17 protein-coding genes are annotated in these 20596 nt (G+C 40.1%); 8 read left to right on the top strand and 9 right to left on the bottom strand.

The window, feature by feature from the left end; all coding sequences use genetic code 11:
• Nucleotides 1–2: 2 nt before the first annotated feature.
• Nucleotides 3–1463 (bottom strand): glucose-6-phosphate dehydrogenase, encoded by a 1461-nt coding sequence (zwf, locus tag V5M37_RS02605; RefSeq protein ID WP_423802562.1) that lies wholly within the window; start codon nucleotides 1461–1463, stop codon nucleotides 3–5.
• A gap of 268 nt (nucleotides 1464–1731) precedes the next feature.
• On the opposite strand from zwf, the gene V5M37_RS02600 reads away from it, so the two are divergent.
• A complete protein-coding gene (locus tag V5M37_RS02600) occupies nucleotides 1732–2097 on the top strand; it encodes a winged helix-turn-helix transcriptional regulator (protein WP_423800631.1) in 366 nt (121 codons plus the stop codon).
• Between the two features lie 75 nt (nucleotides 2098–2172).
• Here the strand turns inward: V5M37_RS02600 and rpe are convergent, their stop codons facing one another.
• The 6 genes from rpe to V5M37_RS02570 form a co-directional block, all read right to left on the bottom strand.
• Nucleotides 2173–2844 (bottom strand): ribulose-phosphate 3-epimerase, encoded by a 672-nt coding sequence (gene rpe, locus V5M37_RS02595; RefSeq protein WP_423800630.1) that lies wholly within the window; start codon nucleotides 2842–2844, stop codon nucleotides 2173–2175.
• 22 nt (nucleotides 2845–2866) lie between these two features.
• The gene (locus V5M37_RS02590) at nucleotides 2867–3556 is read right to left on the bottom strand and encodes a fructose-6-phosphate aldolase (RefSeq protein ID WP_423800629.1); all 690 of its coding nucleotides are present in this window, start codon (nucleotides 3554–3556) and stop codon (nucleotides 2867–2869) included.
• 47 nt (nucleotides 3557–3603) lie between these two features.
• Nucleotides 3604–4608 carry a Gfo/Idh/MocA family protein gene (locus tag V5M37_RS02585; protein ID WP_423800628.1) on the bottom strand — a complete coding sequence of 335 codons (1005 nt, stop codon included), beginning with the start codon at nucleotides 4606–4608 and terminating at the stop codon, nucleotides 3604–3606.
• 282 nt (nucleotides 4609–4890) lie between these two features.
• Nucleotides 4891–6258, bottom strand: coding sequence for a dipeptidase (locus tag V5M37_RS02580; protein ID WP_423800627.1), 1368 nt, complete (start codon nucleotides 6256–6258; stop codon nucleotides 4891–4893).
• A 104-nt stretch (nucleotides 6259–6362) separates the two neighbouring features.
• Nucleotides 6363–7559 carry an MFS transporter gene (locus V5M37_RS02575; protein ID WP_423800626.1) on the bottom strand — a complete coding sequence of 399 codons (1197 nt, stop codon included), beginning with the start codon at nucleotides 7557–7559 and terminating at the stop codon, nucleotides 6363–6365.
• Nucleotides 7540–8001, bottom strand: a complete 462-nt coding sequence (locus V5M37_RS02570) for a MarR family winged helix-turn-helix transcriptional regulator (RefSeq protein WP_423800625.1) — start codon at nucleotides 7999–8001, stop codon at nucleotides 7540–7542. Before V5M37_RS02570 ends, V5M37_RS02575 begins: the two co-directional genes overlap by 20 nt.
• Nucleotides 8002–8358: 357 nt before the next feature.
• On the opposite strand from V5M37_RS02570, the gene V5M37_RS02565 reads away from it, so the two are divergent.
• The 5 genes from V5M37_RS02565 (at nucleotide 8359) to V5M37_RS02545 (ending at nucleotide 14834) form a co-directional block, all read left to right on the top strand.
• Nucleotides 8359–9927, top strand: coding sequence for a transporter substrate-binding domain-containing protein (locus tag V5M37_RS02565; RefSeq protein WP_423800624.1), 1569 nt, complete (start codon nucleotides 8359–8361; stop codon nucleotides 9925–9927).
• Nucleotides 9927–11291 (top strand): sigma-54-dependent transcriptional regulator, encoded by a 1365-nt coding sequence (locus tag V5M37_RS02560; protein WP_423800623.1) that lies wholly within the window; start codon nucleotides 9927–9929, stop codon nucleotides 11289–11291. The genes V5M37_RS02565 and V5M37_RS02560 overlap by 1 nt, the downstream gene beginning before the upstream one ends.
• A complete protein-coding gene (locus tag V5M37_RS02555; protein WP_423800622.1) occupies nucleotides 11288–12274 on the top strand; it encodes a TAXI family TRAP transporter solute-binding subunit in 987 nt (328 codons plus the stop codon). Before V5M37_RS02560 ends, V5M37_RS02555 begins: the two co-directional genes overlap by 4 nt.
• Before the next feature lie 280 nt (nucleotides 12275–12554).
• Nucleotides 12555–13874, top strand: coding sequence for an MFS transporter (locus tag V5M37_RS02550; RefSeq protein ID WP_423800621.1), 1320 nt, complete (start codon nucleotides 12555–12557; stop codon nucleotides 13872–13874).
• A gap of 162 nt (nucleotides 13875–14036) precedes the next feature.
• Nucleotides 14037–14834 (top strand): fumarylacetoacetate hydrolase family protein, encoded by a 798-nt coding sequence (locus tag V5M37_RS02545; RefSeq protein ID WP_423800620.1) that lies wholly within the window; start codon nucleotides 14037–14039, stop codon nucleotides 14832–14834.
• Between the two features lie 136 nt (nucleotides 14835–14970).
• Here V5M37_RS02545 and V5M37_RS02540 read toward each other — a convergent pair whose 3' ends face one another.
• Nucleotides 14971–16266, bottom strand: a complete 1296-nt coding sequence (locus V5M37_RS02540; protein WP_423800619.1) for a transcriptional regulator — start codon at nucleotides 16264–16266, stop codon at nucleotides 14971–14973.
• 205 nt (nucleotides 16267–16471) lie between these two features.
• Here V5M37_RS02540 and V5M37_RS02535 point away from each other — a divergent pair, with 205 nt between their 5' ends.
• Both V5M37_RS02535 and V5M37_RS02530 read left to right on the top strand, forming a co-directional pair.
• Nucleotides 16472–17692 carry an MFS transporter gene (locus V5M37_RS02535; RefSeq protein WP_423800618.1) on the top strand — a complete coding sequence of 407 codons (1221 nt, stop codon included), beginning with the start codon at nucleotides 16472–16474 and terminating at the stop codon, nucleotides 17690–17692.
• Nucleotides 17689–19119, top strand: coding sequence for a M20 family metallopeptidase (locus tag V5M37_RS02530; protein WP_423800617.1), 1431 nt, complete (start codon nucleotides 17689–17691; stop codon nucleotides 19117–19119). The genes V5M37_RS02535 and V5M37_RS02530 overlap by 4 nt, the downstream gene beginning before the upstream one ends.
• Before the next feature lie 85 nt (nucleotides 19120–19204).
• Here the strand turns inward: V5M37_RS02530 and V5M37_RS02525 are convergent, their stop codons facing one another.
• Entirely contained in the window at nucleotides 19205–20581 is a 1377-nt protein-coding gene (locus V5M37_RS02525; protein WP_423800616.1) for an MFS transporter, read from the bottom strand.
• Between the last annotated feature and the right edge of the window lie 15 nt (nucleotides 20582–20596).

Below are 20596 nucleotides of genomic sequence, written 5' to 3'. Positions count from 1 at the left end.
GCTTACCACCAATTAAATCCATCTTCCTCCAATAGTTGATCTGCTGCCCTTGGACCCATTGTTCCGGCTGAATAACCATGAAGCGGCAAAGCATTTTGCTCAAACGCATCCAAAATAGGCTGCACCCATTTCCAAGACAGTTCTACCTCTTTCCACTGTACGAAGAACGTGGAATCACCATTTAGAGCATCAAATAACAAGAGTTCATAAGCCTCCGGGACATCCTTTTTATTTGCAGAAAAGGTTACCTTAATAGGCTCAATTTTGCTGTTATTTAACGGATTTTTGCTATTAAATTGCAGGGAAACACTTTCATTTGGACTGATTTCAATGATTAACAGATTAGGAGGTGTTTTCTCATTTTTTTCTTTATATAAATCTGTTAATGAATTTTTAAATTCAATGACTATTCTAGTAGACTTCTCCTTCATTCTTTTTCCTGTTCGGATATAGAATGGTACGCCGCCCCAAAAAGCATCATCAATCCAGAGACGGGCAGCAATAAATGTATCATTCATGGATGTTGGCTTAATTCCAGGTTCAGCCGTGTAGGACGGAACTGGTTCTCCATTGATCTCCCCAAGACTGTATTGGCCACGGACCAAGTTTCTTCCGACATCGTCCATATTTAATGGCCTCAAGTGTTCTAATACTTTAATCTTCTGCTTGCGAATCTCTTCTGCACTTATTTTTTCTGGTTGCTGCATGCCAGTCATCATCACTAATTGAAGCAGATGATTTTGGACCATATCACGAATGGCACCGGCCTGGTCGTAATAACCCGCTCTTTCCTCAACCCCGACCGTTTCGCTTGCGGTAATTTGAATATTGGAAATATGTTTATTGCTCCATAACGCCTGCAGCATTGGGTTTGCAAACGCCAAGGCTTCGATATTTTGAACCATCGGCTTGCCGAGATAGTGATCGATAAGATAGATTTCATCTTCTTCAAAGGCTTCTCTTAATTTTGCATTTAATTCTTGCGCAGACTTCAAATCATGCCCAAATGGCTTTTCAATCACCAAACGCTTCCATCCCTTGCTTGACCCTAATCCGCTTTTTTTGATGTTCAAGGCAATCACATCAAAAAACTCAGGGGCAACGGATAAATAAAAGATACGGTTTTCAGGAATACTCAACTCTTCCTCATATTTTTGAATGACACATAGTAATTGCTTATAACCTTCTTGCTCCGTAACATCTAAAGCTCGATAATGAAAAAAACGTAAAAATTCCTTTATTTTGTAAGCGTCTACATTATTGGAACGTTCAGAAAATGATTGCAGTGATTTTTCAACATGTTTTTGAAATGCTTCATCGGACCATTCTCTTCTGCCTAATCCAATGATGGTTAATGAATCGGGCATTTTTCTATCCAAAAATAAATTAAACAGCGAAGGAAATATTTTTCTCTTTGCCAAATCACCGGTTGCGCCAAACAAAACGAATGTCAACGAATCCAATTTCGCTGGCTTCACACTGTTGAAATCACTGACGACCGATTTAAACTCCTTAGGAATCATTACACCATTCATGCTTTCCCCTCCTGATTTTTAGATTTCCAAAACCCTTTTATCAACAAATTTACCAGTAGTTTGTTATTGTTTCTTATGAAAATAGTATAATCTCAAAAAATTTTGTTTGTAAGTACGCACTTTTTTATTATATAGTATAGAAAAATACACTTAATTCTGATAATTCTGACTTGAGGAGAGCAAGGAGGAAGACAAAATGGGCCATTTATGTGAGAAAATCTTTAATTGTGAAAAGGAATTAACATTATCGATTATTAGCGGCAAATGGAAGATGCTGATTATGTGGCATTTAGGGAAAGAGGGAACAAAACGGTTTGGTGAATTAAAATCTATGATTCCGGGAATTACTCATCGGATGCTTGTAAGCCAATTAAGGGAACTTGAGGATGACCTGATCATTTCACGGGTAGTGTATCCGGTTGTTCCTCCAAAAGTGGAATATTCACTGACAGAACGTGGAAGAAGTCTTTTGCCGATTCTCGAGGCAATGCATGAATGGGGAAAGCAATATATTGAAACCGCTTTACCAGAGCAATCAAACAAAATACTAAATTCTTTTTAATGAACAACAATAACGTAAAACTAATCCCCATCACTAATTTGAAGGATGGGGATTAGGCTATGTTTTATTAAATTGTTAAACCTTCTGCACTAGATTGGTAGTCGAATTCCTAATTTCTCTAATTGCCTTACCGCGATCAGATTGATTGTATATCGCTGATCCAGCGACAAGGACATTCGCTCCTGCCTCAATGCAGAGTTTGGCTGTTTCCGCGTTTACTCCGCCATCTACTTCAATTTCAACATCCAAATTTTTCTCTCCTACCATTCTTGCAACCTGTCTAATTTTTGGCAGAACAGAATGTATGAAAGATTGCCCGCCAAAGCCTGGATTTACTGTCATCAGCAATACAAGGTCGATATCTTCTAAAATATGTTCAATTAAAGAGACTGGGGTGTGTGGATTTAATACTACTCCTGCCTTTATGCCTGCCGATTTAATTTGGTGAATGACACTATGCAAATGTGTGCATGCTTCAACATGAACTGTTATAATATCGGCACCTGCTTTTACAAACGCTCCAATGTATCTTTCGGGACTTTCTATCATTAAATGAACATCTAATGGTAATTTTGTGACTGGCCGGATTGCCTCTACAATTAGTGGGCCAATTGTTATATTTGGGACAAAATGACCATCCATAACATCAACATGAATATAATCGGCTCCGCCCTTTTCAACATCTTTTATTTCATCTCCAAGCCTTGCAAAGTTGGCTGAAAGAATGGAAGGTGCAATTTTGATCATCCAAAAATACCTCTACTTTCTATTAAATTTTTATTTTATTCGTATCTACAATACTCTTCTCACCATATTCTTTTTGCCAATCTTCCATAAATACTTTAACATTTGCTTCCGTTGCACGATGTGAAAAACATAATCTTAAAATATCTGGAGGGATCGTAACACCGTGAGCCCCAACTAGACAAACATCATGCACTTGTTGAACATTTTTAAAGCTTGCAGCAAGTACTTTACTGTTAAAGTGATGTTTTTCTAATATTTGTACGATCTCCTTAACCACATTCACAGCATTTCCTTCAAGTTTTTCTATACGATTAACATATGGTGTAATATACGCAGCACCTGCTTTTGCTGCAATATATCCTTGTAATGGCGTATATATGGTTGTAGCCATTGTTCTTACACCAGCTTCGCTTAATGCTTTGATTGCCTTGATTCCTTCTTTAGTCACAGGGACTTTAATCACTAATTTATCGAGTATATTCTCACGGATATATTTTGCTTCTTTCACTATTTCTTCTGCATGATCAGCTAGTGTTTGAACAAATAATTCTCTATTACATCCTATTACTTCTCTGATTTCCTCAAGTAATTGCAAGAAATTCTTTTTTTCTTTTACAATAATGCTGGGGTTTGTTGTAACCCCATCAATTGGATAATAGTCAACAAGTTCCCTAATTTCATCTAGATTAGCTGAATCAATGATTAATTGCATAATGACAACTCCTTTATTAGTAGCATTCAAAAATTTCTTCCTGAACTTCAAATTGAGTTGGTTGACACCGCAAGATCGGCTGGATAGACAAGTCCAATTTGTTTCCGTGCCTCGTCCATAATTTCTAGTGTCATTAGCGAATTTTTAAAAGAATTGATGGAAGACTCAAATTGGTTACGATTAATTAAATCAATAAATTCTTTAACCTCATAATACATTGAATGATCTTCTTGTAATTGAGTAATATCTTCAAAACTTCCATCCTGGTAACGAATTTGCACATTTGTCGGGGTTTCAATTTGATCGATTATGATGCTTCCTAGTTCTCCCTGAATTTCTGATGGGATATAGGAAGTGGTTATTTTGGAGTGTACGACAATGGCTTCGCTTTCTTTATATTTACAAAGGATACTTCCTTCACCATCTACTCCAGACTCAAGCAATAAACCATTGGCTTTGATTTGTAAGGGTTTTCCGAATAAAGCAACCATTGGATATATACAATAAACGCCAATATCCATTAGAGAGCCATTGGAGAAAATAGGATTAAATGCATTTAAAATGGTTCCTTCTTTATAAGCATCATAACGGGAGGAGTATTTACAAAAGCTTGCAATATACCGGCGAACTTTTCCAATTTTATGTAAGTTGTTCTGAATACTTTTAAAATTGGGGAGACATGTTGTTTTTAAAGCTTCCATTAACAATACTTTATTATTTTTTGCTGCTGTAATCATATTTTGTAATTCTGCTATATTCGATGCAATCGGCTTTTCACAAAGAACATGTTTACCATTGTTCATACATATAATGGCCTGTTCTGAATGAAAAGAATTAGGGCTAGCAATATAGACCGCGTCAATTTCCTTACTTCTTGCCATCTCTTCGATATCCGTAAAGATGGTCGTAACTCCATACTTTTCGGCAAACTTTATAGCAGTTTCCTCAGTTCGAGAATACACAGCGGTTAAGGAAAAACCCTCTACCAAACTAGCTGCTTTAATAAATTTCTCAGTAATCTGATTTGTTCCAATAATTCCAAAACGTATCATTGACTGCCTCCTAATATCACGATTTTCAGTCGGAATATTCCGATATTTAATTTGTGATGTCACCGTTACCTAGTATACTTATTATAAATTGGATAATATCACGATGTAAGTACGCACTTTAATATCAAATAGTGTTTAAGGATATACTATGGGGTTGGTTCATGGGGACGGTTCTCATGCACCAAATTTGTGTGTAAAAAAAATAGTGCCTGCAACGTCCCGAATCATGTCAAAGAAATAGACAAAATGCGGGAGGTGACAGGCACTTATTCTATATGTGAATTACTTTTTAACCAGTTCCAAAAACGAACAAATCGTCAAAATGCCCTTATCAAAGTTCTCCAGGTTAAAATGCTCATTTGGAGCATGAAGATTTTCATCCGGCAGTCCGAAGCCCATTAGGACAACAGGAACATTTAGGGATTGGTTGAAATCCGATACAATTGGAATCGAGCCGCCTTCCCTTTTGTAAACAGGCGCCTTTCCATACACTTTTTCATATGCTTCAGCCGCTTTTTGAATCATCGGGCTGTCGATTGGCGTTAAGAATGGATTACCTGTATCCTGTAGAGTCACTTGTAATGTGCAGCCTTTTGGTGCATGCTCTTCCAAATGCTTTTTGATCAAGCCCTGAATCTTTTCAGGGTTTTGATTGTGGACGAGACGGCAGGTGATTTTGGCATGTGCCTCGTTCGGGATGACTGTTTTCGTCCCTTCCCCCTGGAATCCGCCCCATAAGCCGTTTATTTCCAAGGTTGGCCGGGAACTGATTTTCTCTGGGTATGGGTAATTGTTTTCCCCTCCCGTTAACTCCGTTAATCCTAACGACTTTTTCAGTTTTTCTTGATCAAAGCCCAACGCTTTAATTTGTTCCTTTTCAAACTCTGTCAGTTCCTCGACGTCATCATAAAAATGGTCCACATTCACCTTACCATTTGCATCGTGAAGCGTAGAAAGCAGCTGCACCAATAAATGGTTGGCGTTCTGAACGCCCCCGCCGAACATGCCTGAATGCAAATCAGAATTAGCTGTTTTAAGGGAGAATTCTAGTGCACACAGGCCTCTTAATGAATAAGTGATAGCCGGAACTCCTCTGTCCCACATATCAGAATCGGAAATCACGACTACATCACAAGCTAGTTTTTCTTTATTTTCGGATAGATACTGTGGCAGATGAGGACTTCCGATTTCCTCTTCTCCTTCGATGCAGAATTTTACGTTCACCGGCAATTTTTCATTTAACGCTAGCAGGGTTTCCACTGCTTTGATATGTAAGAACGTCTGTCCTTTGTCATCTGTTGCCCCTCTGGCATAAATCTTTTCATCGCGGATCGTTGGTTCAAACGGAGGGGTTTCCCATAAATGAACTGGGTCTACCGGCTGGACGTCATAATGCCCGTATACTAACACAGTCGGAGCATTTTCCTGATGAAGCCAGTCCGCATAAATAATCGGATGCCCTTTTGTCTGGACGATTTGCACATGTTCCATGCCAATGCCTTCTAATTTATGGGCAATCCATGTGGCTGCATTTTGGATGTCCTCTTTATGCTCAGATAAGGAGCTTATGCTGGGAATCCTGAGCAATTCTTTTAATTCCTCGACATTTTGATCATGATGACTGGATAAAAACTCAGATAATTGACTCATGTTCTCACCTTTTCTATTTTATTTTCTCTTCTTTATTTTATCGAAAACTGGAGAAAACAAGCAAATTGAGGCATGAGAACCGTCCCCATGCCTCAACCTATACCTTACAGTCTAACTTCCGCAAGGGTTTCTTTTCTTTTTCCGTGCATGATGTAGTAGAGTGCCGTGCAGGCTAGGGCGACGATGGCCATGATAAGATATAGGTTACGGTAGCCGGTTAACGGGATGATGAAGCCAATCACGTATGGACCGAATCCCAGGCCGGCATCCAGTGCGATAAAGTACGTAGATGTCGCCAAACCCATCCGCTCAAGTGGTGTGACTTTCACGGCAATGGCCTGTGAACAAGATTGGATATTTCCGAATCCGAATCCAATCAGGACAGCAGCAAGTAAGAAGATGGTGCCGTTGTTTGCTGAGCTTAATAAGAATAATCCTGCTGCAAAAAGAATAAAAGTCGGATACATCACCGAGTTGGCGCCTTTCACATCCATTAATCGTCCTGTGATTGGCCGCGATACTAAGATTGCTACGGCATAGACGATAAAGAAGAAGCTTGCCACATTTACGAGATCAATCTCAATAGCATAAAAATTAATAAAAGAAAGTACGCTTGCGTAACAAATGCCGGCAATCAGTGTGACCAAGGCAATTGGCAGCGCTTTTGGCTCAATATAGTTGGAAAGCTTGAATCCTCCCTTAACCGCCGCTTTTTTGGCAGGTGTCTTGACTTCAGGCACTTTCATAAACAAGGCAATGATGAGGCTGATGAGGCCTAACGCAAAACAGAAACTAAAAATAGCTGAATAGCTTGTATGCTGACTCATGTATAACCCTATGAATGGGCCGATGGCGGTGGCCATTGTGGTACTCATGCTGTAATAGCCAATCCCTTCGCCTTTGCGTGTTTTCGGGATAATCTGGGCAACAATCGTTCCTGTTGCGGTACTGGCTACCCCTAAAGCTAAACCATGTACAAAGCGGGTAAATAGTAAAAAGGTTACTCCTAAATCGATGTAATATAATAAGGATGTCAAAATAAAAAAGATAAGACCAAAAAGCATTGTTTTCCTATTTCCAACGGACTCGATGATGCGGCCGATCACGAGACGGCCAATCAAGGTTCCGATAATGAAAATTCCCGTCACCAGTCCCGCCTGGCTTTCACTGGCATGATAATGATTGACGGCGTAAACCGCGATGGTCACCAATAATAAATAAAAGATTAAGTATAAGAAAAAGTTTGCAGCCGAAATAATGATAAAATCCTTCGTCCACAATTTAGGTCTCGCTTGTTCCAACTTCTCCATCTCCTGATTGAATTATATTTTTTCGGATATCATCCATCACACGGATGGCCGTTTTCAGATCCTCTTCTGAAATCCCTCTTAAAATTTCTTCTTCATAGGCATCAACGGTCTCGCGGACCTCTTGGTATAACTGTTTGCCGGCCTCCGTTAATTGCATCCGCTTTTCGCGCTTATCCTTTCCACGAACCTGCTCGACGTAGCCCAATTCTTCTAATTGGCCGACTGTTCTGGTAATCGTCGGTTTCTCGACACCCTGGTAATTGGAAAGTTCAACAAGGGTGGCAGGATTGATGTTTTCCAAATAATAAATGATTGTCCATTGCGCCCTGTGCAGTTCATGCTTCCCGAGCTCAGTATTGAGCCTTTTTTCAAAAGGACGATACAGCATTAATAGTTTATGGAAAAATTTCCGTGAATAATTAATGTAAATCACCGCCTAAAATGGTTACCTATGGTAACTGTTATCAAAAGTAACTATATTACCTTATCAGGATTTAATAAACCTGTCAATATTTTGAACACAAAAAGTGACTGTCATGCACCCCATAATGTCGAAAAATGACGGCGTTGATAGGTACTTTTTCTAAACTGAGTTCTATCAGAGAGTTCACAGATTTTACTTATCTCTTGTTCAGTACAGGTACGAAACGAGGCAGAACCGTCCCTTTACATCTCCCAAATCTAACGCAGACTCTGTTTGATTAAGCTTAAGAGTGATACAATGAATAAAATAATTGGGTTATAATACCCCCACTGATCGAAGTTTCTCTTTATATGGGGAGGGCTTTTTTTGCGATATTTAGGTTTACTAGTTTTTCTAACACTCCTGCTTTTCCCTGCCTTCCCACAATTGGCGGCAGCGCAGGATCCGCATGTGATTCGAGTCGGATTTGATAAAAGCTTACCGCCCCTTTCCTATTTGGATCAAGATGGCGAAGCTGCCGGATTCGACATTGAACTGATGCGGAAAGTGACTGAACACCAGGGATATCAGCTCCAATTTATTCCGCTTGAGCTAGATGATGCCATTCAAATGCTAAAGGCTGGTCAGCTTGATGTGATGGCAGGGCTAAAATATACCAGTACCCGTAACTCTTTTATTGACTTCAGCGATTCCTATCTAACGATGTCGGACGCTGTCGTGATTCCCTCCAGTATTCGGGATATTGCCGGTATCAATGATTTGAAAGAAAAAGTGGCAGCGGTTCAGCGGGAAGATGCTGTCATTACACAACTGGAAGGTATTAGAGGAAGTCAAATACTAGAAGCCTTTAATCAACCTGATGCGCTCGACATGCTTTTTTTAGGAAGAGCAGATGTATTCTTGGGGAACCGTTGGACGGCTGAATACGTTCTCCAACATGCTGACGAACAAAAACACTATCGAATTCGGACCGGACTGATCCCGCCTGCGGATTATGCTTTTGCCGTACGCAAAGGCAATTATAAACTATTAAATGTATTGAATAAGGGTTTAGCAGAAGCCCATCATAACGGTACTTACGAACGCTTATATTCCCAGTATCTTGAACCATATAGCGGCTTAGCCATTAGCTGGTGGCGCAATCTGGTCTATGGGCTGCTCATCGTGATGGGAATCATATTTACCATTCTGATAGGGAGCTTTATTTGGAATAAACGATTACAACAAGAAGTTAATAGACAAACACAAGCATTAATAGCGCAGGAAAAGATGCGGGCTTTAGGTCAGCTTGTCGCTGGTATCGCTCATGAACTACGTAATCCACTTACCGCGATTAAAACTTTTGTTGAGCTGCTTCCTAGAAAAATAGACGATCCGCGGTTTCGAACTGAACTTGTCCGCCATGTCCCGGAAGAAGTAGGAAGGATGAACCGAATTATTGAGGATTTACTAGATTATTCACGGGAAAAGCCTATGCATCGCGAATGGGGAAATCTGCTGGAACTGGTTCAATCGGTCACGGATCTTTTTATGAAACAAATCCGAAGTGAAGGGATCATGTTAGAAATTGATATTCCCCCAACCTTGGAAGTGTTTATGGATCGGGGGCGGATTAAACAAGTACTAATCAATTTAATCCTTAATGCTATCGAGGCAATGGCAGACGCGAAGGAAAAACGATTGAGTTTTCATGTTTCAACCGAGGGGTCCATGCAAATTCTCAAGATTGCTGATTCGGGGAAAGGGATTAAGGAAGAGGATGCTCTTCATCTATTTCAGCCTTTTTATACCACTAAGAAGCAAGGAATTGGATTAGGCCTGTATATTAGCCAAAAGATTATGAAGGAGCATGGAGGACGGATTGAAGTGAAAAGCGCCAAAAATACCGGAACAACTTTCAACCTATTTTTTGCTAATGAAGGAGATGCTTCGTGATGGATATTTTAATCATTGATGATGAACAGGCTATTTGCTCCTCTCTTTCGTTCGCTCTTGAGGATGAATACACAGTTTGGACAGCTTCTAATGCGGAGAACGGCCAAAAATTGCTGGAAAGCGAAGCAATTGATGGCGTTTTGCTCGACCTTAATTTAGGCAGATCGAGCGGAATGGATCTTCTTAGGATTATCAAGGAAAAGTGGCCGGATACGGTTGTGATTATGATGACCGCCTATGGCACAATCGATTCCACCGTTGAAGCTATTAAAGAAGGTGCCTATCATTATCTAACAAAGCCCCTAAATCTGGAAGAAGTTAAATTAATGTTAAAAAAGGCCCTTACTTTTCAGCAGCTGCACCAGCAAGTCCAAGTGTTGGGCCAAGCGGTACGCCAGCGGGAATCCTATGCGGGTTTAATCGGTAAGAGTGAATGTATGCAGAAAGTATTCCAATTAATTGAGAAGGTGAAGGATATTCCCTCCAACATTATGATTACGGGGGAAAGCGGAACGGGCAAAGAATTAGTGGCCCGTGCGATTCATTTTCAAGGTATACGCCAACAAAACGCATTTTCTGTCATTAATTGTGCAGCCATTCCAGAATCATTGCTTGAAAGCGAACTGTTCGGGCACGAGAAAGGCGCGTTTACAGGTGCTTATCAGCGCAAACAAGGCCTTTTTGAACAATCCGATGGCGGTACTATCTTCCTGGATGAAATCGGCGAAATGCCACTTGCCCTTCAAGCGAAGATTTTGCGGGTGATTCAGGAGAAGGTGTTCACTCCACTTGGTTCTCAAGCGGCAAAGGAAGTGGACGTAAGAATTATATCCGCGACACATCGAAATCTGCTAGAAGAAGTGGCGAAAGGGAACTTTCGCGAGGATCTCTACTATCGCTTGAACGTGATTCCAATCCATGTTCCTCCATTAAGGGAGCGAAAGGAAGACGTTCCGCTTCTCATCGACCATTTTTTAGCTTTCTATTCTGCTAATATGAATATCCGGACGAAATCGTGCAGCCTTGATGCAAAAAGGATGCTTTACCACTACTCCTATCCTGGTAACGTTCGGGAACTTTCCAATATAGTAGAATATGCGGTTGCCCTATCTGATGACGATGTGATCCAGCTGTCAGATTTCCCTGAAGCCGTTTATCGTAAAGATATTCCTTCTAAAGAATCTCCTGATGAGAAAGGTCTATTCCTTCCGGAAGGCCTTTCGCTTGCGGAAGTAAATAGACAGTATATCCTTTATACTTTGGAAAAAAATCAGGGTCACCGCATCAACACGGCTAAACAATTAGCCATCAGCGAGAGGGGATTACGCGAAAAATTGAAGCAATATTTGAGGGAATCGGAATGAGAAGGTTCTTTTTAATAGTGGGGATTGCACTGTTCACTCTAGGGGCTTTTACACTTGGATGTACGAAGCAGCCAGAAAAAATATCTCATCATCCAGCAAACGAACAAGACTATTTAACGATTGCAACCGGCACGGTTTCTGGTCCCTATTTCACCATTGGGGAGGCATTAGCGAAAGTGTATAAAACGAAACTTGGTTACAATACAGCCGTCCGGTCTACAGACGGCTCAGTCGAGAATGTGAGCCTATTAGAGAATCATAAGGCGGACCTGGCTTTTGTCATGTCCGATACAGCTGCCTTCGAGCTGGACCGCTATGTAAAATCCAGGGATGCAAGATCCAAGCAACCGCCATTTAAAGCAGTAGCTGGACTTTATTTTAACTATGTTCAAATTGTTACACTGCAAGATGAAAACATTCAGTCCGTTTACGATTTAAAAGGAAAGCGGGTCGGTGTAGGTGCCCCGAATAGCGGGGTTGAGAGGAATGCGCGAATGATTTTGCAGGAACATAGCATCTCCTATCAGGATATACAGCCTGAATACCTTTCCTATGCTGAAGCAATGGAACAATTAAAAAACAAAAAAATAGATGCAGCCTTTGTTACTTCCGGCCTTCCCAATAACGCTGTCTTGGAGTTGCAGAAATTAAAAGACGTTGCGATTGTTCCTATTCAAGCTAACATTATCGATCATTTATTGAAACAGTATCCATTCTTTGAGAAGGCAGAACTACCGGCCGGTGTCTACCAAAATAACCAGCCCATTCCGACAGTAGCCATTCGTAACATACTTCTAGTTCGTTCCGATTTAACAGATGCTCAGGTCTATAAAATGACCAAGACATTCTTTGAAAACTTGAATACAGTGCAACAAGCGCATCAAGCTGCAAATAATATTAATCGAGATGGAGCAGGTAAAGGTCTGGTTGTGCCCCTCCATTCGGGAGCGATTAAATATTTTAAAGACTCCGGAATTCAGTAGGTACTTATTTATGCAGAGGAAAAAAAATCCGTTTTGATTTAATATATCCGGCAAAAAAATCCGTTTTAATCGGAATTTTTTGCCGGATATTTTTTTGAAAGAAAAATATTAATTATTAATTTTCTTTATATTCCGTTATAAATAAAGGTTTTATTACCACTGAAACAATTTGGCATGAAATTTGCATTGTAAATAAGTAAGCTATTAAACATCAAGGGGCGAAATGGACTCTAGTTTACATTTTTTGTATTCGCTTACAACATAAAAGGGGGATTTAAGAGTGAAAGAACAAAATGATCGTGCAACTTCACGACGTATTACAAGCAACATCTTCAAGGGATCGCTTGGAAATCTAATTGAATGGTACGACTGGTACGTCTACTCTGCTTTTGCTATTTATTTTTCTGCTGTATTTTTTCCACAAGGAAATCCCACCATTCAATTGCTTAACACAGCTGGGATTTTCGCTATCGGTTTTCTCATGCGTCCTATTGGCAGTCTGTTAATGGGAATATATGCCGACCGGCGTGGCCGCCGAGCTGCGTTGACACTTTCCGTCACCATTATGGCAGGGGGGTCTTTAGTTATTGCCTGTACTCCTGGTTATAGCAGCATTGGCATTCTATCACCTATCATTCTCGTCATTGCACGGCTGATTCAAGGAATCTCGCTCGGCGGAGAGTACGGAACTTCCGCCACTTATTTATCTGAGATGGCGAGCAGCGGACGCCGCGGCTTCTACTCTAGTTTTCAATACGTTACACTTGTCGGTGGACAGTTGGCAGCGCTAGGAGTTCTGATTATCCTTCAGCAAACACTTAGTGAGAGCGCTATGCATTCATGGGGCTGGCGTATTCCGTTCGTCATTGGCGCGTTAGGAGCATTGGCCGTATTATGGTTGCGCCGTACAATGGACGAATCTGAACAATTTTCGAAAATGGGCAAAGAAACCCGTAAGGAAGCTGGAACCCTTAAGGTTTTAATGAAATATCCAAAGGCAGTTTTAACAGTAGTTGGCTTAACGCTGGGCGGAACGATCGCCTTCTATACGTTTACAACTTATTTACAGAAGTTTATGATTAACACGGTAGGAATCGATAAACAATCTGTCAGCTGGATTAATTTTCTGGCATTACTCATATTTGTTGTCCTGCAGCCACTTGCGGGGATGCTTTCCGATCGAATTGGCCGCCGTCCGTTATTAATCGGTTTCGGAGTATTTGGAACCATCCTGACGGTACCGCTCTTTATGCTTATGCAACAGACAAAAAATCCAGTCATGGCTTTTCTGCTTATGTTGGTCGGCCTCGTGATTGTGACTGGCTATACATCCATCAACTCGATTGTAAAAGCGGAATTATTCCCTACCGAAATTCGGGCACTTGGCGTAGGATTTCCGTATTCACTCACCGTTGCTATATTCGGCGGGTCAGCTGAATTCGTTGCCTTATGGTTGAAGAATGCCGGAAAAGAATCTCTCTTCTTCTATTACGTTGCCGTTTGTATAGCAATAAGTCTATTTACTTACTGGCGTATGGGTGAATCTTCTAAAACATCCCATATTGAGTCTGAGCTTAATTCCAATAATAAATCAGCATAGACAAAATGCCCTACTAGGTCATCTATAAACTTGTAGGGCATTTTTGCTCGTAGGTGATAGCAAATTAAATGGTAATAAAATTAGGTTAATAAGAAAAAGAACAATATGATATAATCAGCAACAGGTAAGATACATCAAGTTAGCGAAGGAGTTCATATGGTAATGCAGGTGCTTCAAAAAACACAAACGATAGTTCGCTATCAGAAACCTAACGGTAAAGCTTCTTATGGAATTGTTGAAGATAATGAGATATTACAATTGTCCAGTGATTTTGCTGAAATTGTAAATAATGATCTGAAATTTGATGGTGTAAGGGTTAAATATAGCGATGTGAAGATTTTGGAGCCAGTTATCCCCTCTAAAATCGTTAATTTTGGCTGGACATATGCTGGACACGCAAAAGAGACTGGAGGAACGGCCAATCTTAAAGAGCCGTTTTTGTTTTTAAAACCGACCTCTTCCTTGATCCCAGACCAGGGCGAAATCATCCTTCCATCACCTGACTTAACGCAACAGGTAGAATTGGAGGGAGAAGTGGCAATCGTTATTGGGAAGCGGGCCAAAAATGTAACAGAAGAAGAGGCAATGGATTACGTGTTTGGCTATACTTTATTTAATGATGTAACGGCAAGGGACCTTACAAAAACCGATCCCCAATTCACAAGAGGCAAAGGTTTTGATACTTTTGGGCCGCTGGGTCCGTGTATTGTGACCGGTATAGATCCGACTAATTTACGTATCGTAACGAAGTTAAATGGACAAGTGGTACAAGATGGCAATACGAATCAGATGTCCCTTTCCATCCCTTTCCTTATTAGCTGGATTTCACAGGTTATGACACTCGAGCCAGGTGATGTTCTGGCTACTGGCTCACCTTCGGGAAGCTGTCCAATGAAATCCGGAGATGTTGTAGTTGTTGAAGTAGAGCAGATTGGTAAGCTTTGTAATTATGTAAAATAAATAATACGATTTCAATAACGAATGTCCCTATGCATCTTTAAAGCTATAGACATAGATTTAAAATAAGGTGTTAAATGCAAGTATTCATCTACTACTTGCATTTAACACCTTTACTTTTAAACAATACTTATAGAACTTATAGAAAGTTTAGCTTATAAACCTTTTTGGGTCTTCCTCTCAGTTTTTCTTGCTTTTTATGTGAGATTTTGGCTATCCCCTTTTCCTCAAGTTTATTTAAGATTCGGTTGGCCTGACGTAATGTAATCTTTAAATGAAATGCCAATTCATCCGCCGTTAGTTCATCGGTCATATTTTTGGCAATGACCGCCATGATTTTTTTGATTTGCAAGGTCGATATTTCTAATTTTTCGCTAAGCTGCTCTAACTGCGGTTCAACCGTATTGATAATTTGTATGCAATGTTCTTCGCCAAGCGGCCCAACGATTTCCTGATTGTCAGTAATCACGAAAGCACAAGAAATTCCATGCAATTGCGCTTCTTTATTTGCGTTTTCAGCAGATGTTTTGGCCTGATATAACGAGGAACCGGCACCCCATCCTATATATGTATTGAACGAGAGCGTCTTATTTAGGTATTCAAGAACGGAACATTGCGTAAATTGGTTTGTTAGCTCTTTTAGTTCTCCATAGGAAGTGATAATTTCAAAGCAATCATGCTTTTTTTGAATGGCAGACAGTATTTTGTATTGATCATTGTACTCCATAAGCGCTTTATGGAGAAGAATCTGTTTGAAATCCAAATCAGACATGGTTTCTTGCCCTTCAATCGTGATGATGCCGATTGCCAACTGGTTGTCCATTAACCGAGCAAGCTGCACCTCATTGATGATTTGCTTCATCTGTTCCAATATGGATTCAATAGAAGGAAAGATAAAGATATGAGGAATACCTGACTCTTCGAGGCGGCTAACCACATTGCTCATACGCGTAATCGATAAATCAGTCTTCCCTTGCTTCCATAATGTTAGATGCTTTTCAAATGTCCTCTCATAAATGTCTTCCAAAACTTCAAGGTCATGGGTATAGGGAAATTCCTCCTCCTTTAATACTTTCTGGAGACCCATAAAACCATTTTCTTCACTTATAAAGTCAATAAAAACTCTGGAAAAGTTTAAATCTTTATTCGCATTGCTAATAGTAAATAAATGCTTATAAAAATCCCCTTCAGGGATATCCAAATAAAATGTAGGGGTTGAAAAGTGTGCAGTATTCTTGCTCAATATTTTATAACCCAATTCTCCACTACAGACAAACCCATCACAAAATGGCTGATAGTGCTCATATAACTCCTTAATCTCGCTAATTTTTCGATAAGGAATGAAAATGAGTTCACATTGCTCCCGAATCATGGGTTCAATTTTCTTTATTCTTCCAAGCGAATAAGGAGTCGTAATCACGCCAATTTTAATCATAAGCTATTTCGCTCCTTTCATCTGAACATAAGTACTTTTATTATACTAGTTTACTTGATTTAATACTAAACACTAGCCATTTTTAGAAAATTTCCATTATAAATTATATTGTAATTCTTCAAACCGCTCGTTATAATTAATTTAAGACATGTCTTAAATGATTCCAAAAATAGCACTTCTAACTATCATGAAAAGGGGATTTTCTATGAATGAAAACGTGTATAACAAGAAAACCAAAACAATTGTTTTAACCCTTCTTTTTTTAACTTGGATTGTCAACTATATGGACAAAAACTCTATGAATGTTGCTATCATTTCTATTTCTAAACAATTTCACCTAAATCCAACTCAATCGGGAATGATCATCAGCAGTTTCTTTCTAGCTTATGCGATTATGCAATTAATCGGGGGATGGCTGACAGATAAATATGGTTCAAAGAAAATTATCCTCATATCGTTAATTGTATGGTCCATCTTCACCATTTTTACTGGCTTCGCTTGGTCGTTTCTCTCATTGATTATTATTCGCTTCTTATTTGGGATTGGCGAAGGAAGCTTCCCTTCTGCTAGTTCTGTCGCCTTAGCAGAAAATTTCCCTAAAGAACAGCGTGGAAGGGCAAAAGGACTGTTGTCTGCCGCAACGCAAATAGGCGCCATCACGGCTTCTATTGTGGCTGCCTTAATGATTAGTAAGGTTGGCTGGAATGTAATGTTCTATGTCTTTGGCGGGCTTGGCTTTATTTTCCTTCTTTTACTTTGGAAATACCTTCCTGAAAGAACCCAATTAAACAGAAATCAAGAAAAGCCAAAAGTTTCTTATATAAACGTGCTAAAAAATCCACTTGCTTGGAAGTTAATGCTTATTTATTTCGGGATGAGTATGGTGAACTGGGGATTAAGTTCTTGGCTGCCTTCCTATTGGGTAAACGTGCGTCATCTTGCATTAGTGAAAACGGGCCTCATTTCGATGCTGCCGATTGCATTTTCGCTTCTTGCAATCGCTCTCAGTTCCTGGGCGATTGATAAAATAGCAGCAGGGAAAGAAAAGTATATTATCATAATAGGTTCTCTCATTGGTATCATTTCGCTTTACTTAACAATGGGTGCAGCCTCTGTCCCAATGGCGCTTACATTCCTGTGCATGGCTTATTTTGGAGTTGGTCTCACCTCTGTTGTCCTTGCTCTCCCTTTGAAATATTTTTCTCAAGAATCGATGGGAACCACAGTAGGAATTATGTATTTTGGAGGACAGATGGCAGGAACGATTGCACCAACATTAATGGGCTATACCATCACCATATTTAACGGTTCTTACTCTGGGGCTTTCACATTATTAATTCTTTCTCTTGTGATCCCTATTGTGACAAGCCTATTTTTAAAAACAAATTCTCATTCAACACAAATAAAAGGAAGTAATGCAGCATGACGGATATTCAAAAAATAATTGAGATTATTGAAGAAAAAAGGGACCAATTCATTCAGGTCAGCGATCAAATCTGGGATTTTGCTGAAACGCGCTTTCAAGAAACACGCTCTGCTGAGCTAATTTGTCAAACGCTTGAAGCAGAAGGATTCTCAGTTGAAAAAGGAATTGCAGACCTACCTACCGCTTTTGTTGGCAGCTTTGGTACTGGGAGTCCTGTTGTAACCATCCTAGGTGAATACGATGCACTTTCAGGACTAAGCCAGAAAAGCGGAACGACCTTTCACGAACCCATTGAAACAGGCGGAAATGGACACGGCTGCGGGCATAATCTTCTAGGAACTGGCGCTCTGGCCGCTGCGATTGCTCTAAAAGAGATGATGGAACAGCAGGGGCTGCAGGGAACCGTCAGATATTATGGGTGTCCTGCTGAAGAAGGCGGTTCTGGAAAAACCTTTATGGCTAGAGCAGGTTGTTTTGATGATGTTGATTTCGCCCTTTGCTGGCACCCCTGGACAACTAATACCATTTTACCAGGGAACTCATTAGCTAATTACCAAGTATACTTTAAATTCAAAGGAAAAAGTGCACATGCGGCTGTTCAACCTCACTTGGGAAGAAGCGCACTTGATGCCGTGGAACTGATGAACGTTGGAGTAAATTACCTGCGGGAGCACATCATTTCAGATGCAAGAATCCATTATGCCATTACAAACACTGGAGGATTTTCTCCTAATGTTGTTCAAGCAGAAGCAGAGGTTCTTTATTTAATTCGTGCACCTAAGACAGACCAAGTTAAAGAAATATACGAAAGAGTTTGTAAGATTGCTAGGGGCGCAGCGTTGATGACAGAAACAGAGGTAGAAATTGTGTTTGATAAAGCCTGCTCCAACCTGGTTCCAAATACAACACTTAACGCTAAAATGGCTGAAGTAATGAATCAGATTGGTGTGCCGGTTTATAATGAGGAAGAACTTCTTTTTGCCAAACAGCTTCATGCCACATTATCTGAAGCAGACAGAAAAAACGAATTGAACAATCTGCCGAAAGAAGTAGCTGAGGCTCTCAAAAATAAAGCGATTTCCGATATCAATAATCCTTATTCTGATGATTTAGCAGATAAACCGCTCGGAGGGTCGACCGATGTTGGGGATGTGAGCTGGCTTGTACCGACAGCGCAAATTGGCACTGCCTGCTGGGTTTTAGGGACACCGGCCCATACCTGGCAAGTAGTTACCATAGGCGCTACATCTATTGCTCATAAAGGAATGCTTCAAGCAGGAAAAGTACTAGCCGGAACAGCACTTGAAGTAATCAAAAATCCAGAGCTCCTTGAGAAATGCAAACTTGAACTAAAAGAACGATTAGGTGGAGATGTCTATCAATGTCCAATACCTAAAGAAGTCGTTCCTGCATGTAATAGGATTTAGAAACAAAGGGACGGTTCATCTGCTTTCGAAGCAGATGAACCGTCCCTTTTCAGATCTGAAATTCAGAATCCCCCCTTGCATCACATCATGATGCAGAAGAACCGTCCCCATGCATCTTTTTTGTGATGAACAGGATTCCTGGCAGTAATATGAAGGATACGATGAGTAAAATGATGGTCAGCCAGTTTTGGCTGGTGTCGTTGACTCCGGCTGCGAAGATGACACCGAATACGCTGGAGGCAAGGATATTGCCTATGAATCTTGATGTCATAAACAGACCTGAGGCCGTTCCCGTTTCAGCTACAGAAACAAATGAATAGAGCCGTGTTTGTAATCCTATGTTTAATATTCCATTACTTAATCCAATGGTCGATAACACGATAAATATCCAGTAAAGCGGCGAGTTATGATTGATTGTCAGCAATAGGACACCGCCCACTACTCCAATAATCCCTCCGGTTAGTAACGGCTTTCTATATCCAGACTTATCGATCCAACGTGTCGCAAGTGGTGTGGTAACGATGGAGAATATGGATATAGAGAGCATGATGATACCCGTAAGTTGAGAGCTAAGCTTTATAACAGATTGCAAATAAATCGGCATGGACAGCAGCAGGGCAAAAAAGATCACTGTTGCCAAAATATACTGAACATACACTAATGAAATATTGGGGTTATTCTTTAGGAAAATAACATCGATAAAGGGCCCCGCTTTCTTTTTTTCGAAAAAGTAAAACAAAAATGTCAGCACTAAAGAACCAATTAATGCCCATACATTCAAGCCGCTTGCGAGTGTTTGGAAAAAATACATCCAGCATGTGATAAATAAACTGAACAAAATAATCCCAATTCCATCCCACTTGAATGTATTATTTGTACTCCTTACATCATTCGGAATAAAAAGAACAGCCAAAATAGCCGAAATAATGATAATCGGAAAGTTAACATAAAAAATTACATGCCAGCCGCCCTGCTGAATTAACAATCCGCTGATCGTCGGCCCAAATGCGGCTGACGTGGTGGCAAATACTGATAAAGTGCCGATTACTCTGTTTTGATTTTTTTGAATATAGGAACGAACAATACCAATCCCAGCAGGGTATAGAGCGGATGTACCGATCGCTTGTATCGTTCTCATCCCTAAGAGAAATGGCATATTCGGTGATAATGGAGCGGTAAATGAAGAAATACCTACCAATAATAGGCCAAATAAAAAGATCTTTTTCCTCCCATAATTGTCACTAAGTTTACCAATGAGGGGCAGGAAAATAGCACTTACAATAAAATAGGAAGCAATTAACCACGTAATATCTTTTGAAGTAAGCAAAAACTCATTTTTTATCTCAGGTAATGCAACCGTTATCATCGTTGTATTTAAAGGGTTCAATATGACCCCTAACGCGATAGCAACGATCAAGAAATTTCGGTTTTTAACTAAAGAAACATTTTTTGTTGCAAGCATGTACCATCCGATCTC

It is taken from the genome of Neobacillus sp. SAB-20_R2A, from assembly GCF_049568635.1.
Classification (GTDB): Bacteria; Bacillota; Bacilli; order Bacillales; family Cytobacillaceae; genus Neobacillus; species Neobacillus citreus.
This window is presented reverse-complemented; position numbering and strand designations above follow the sequence as displayed.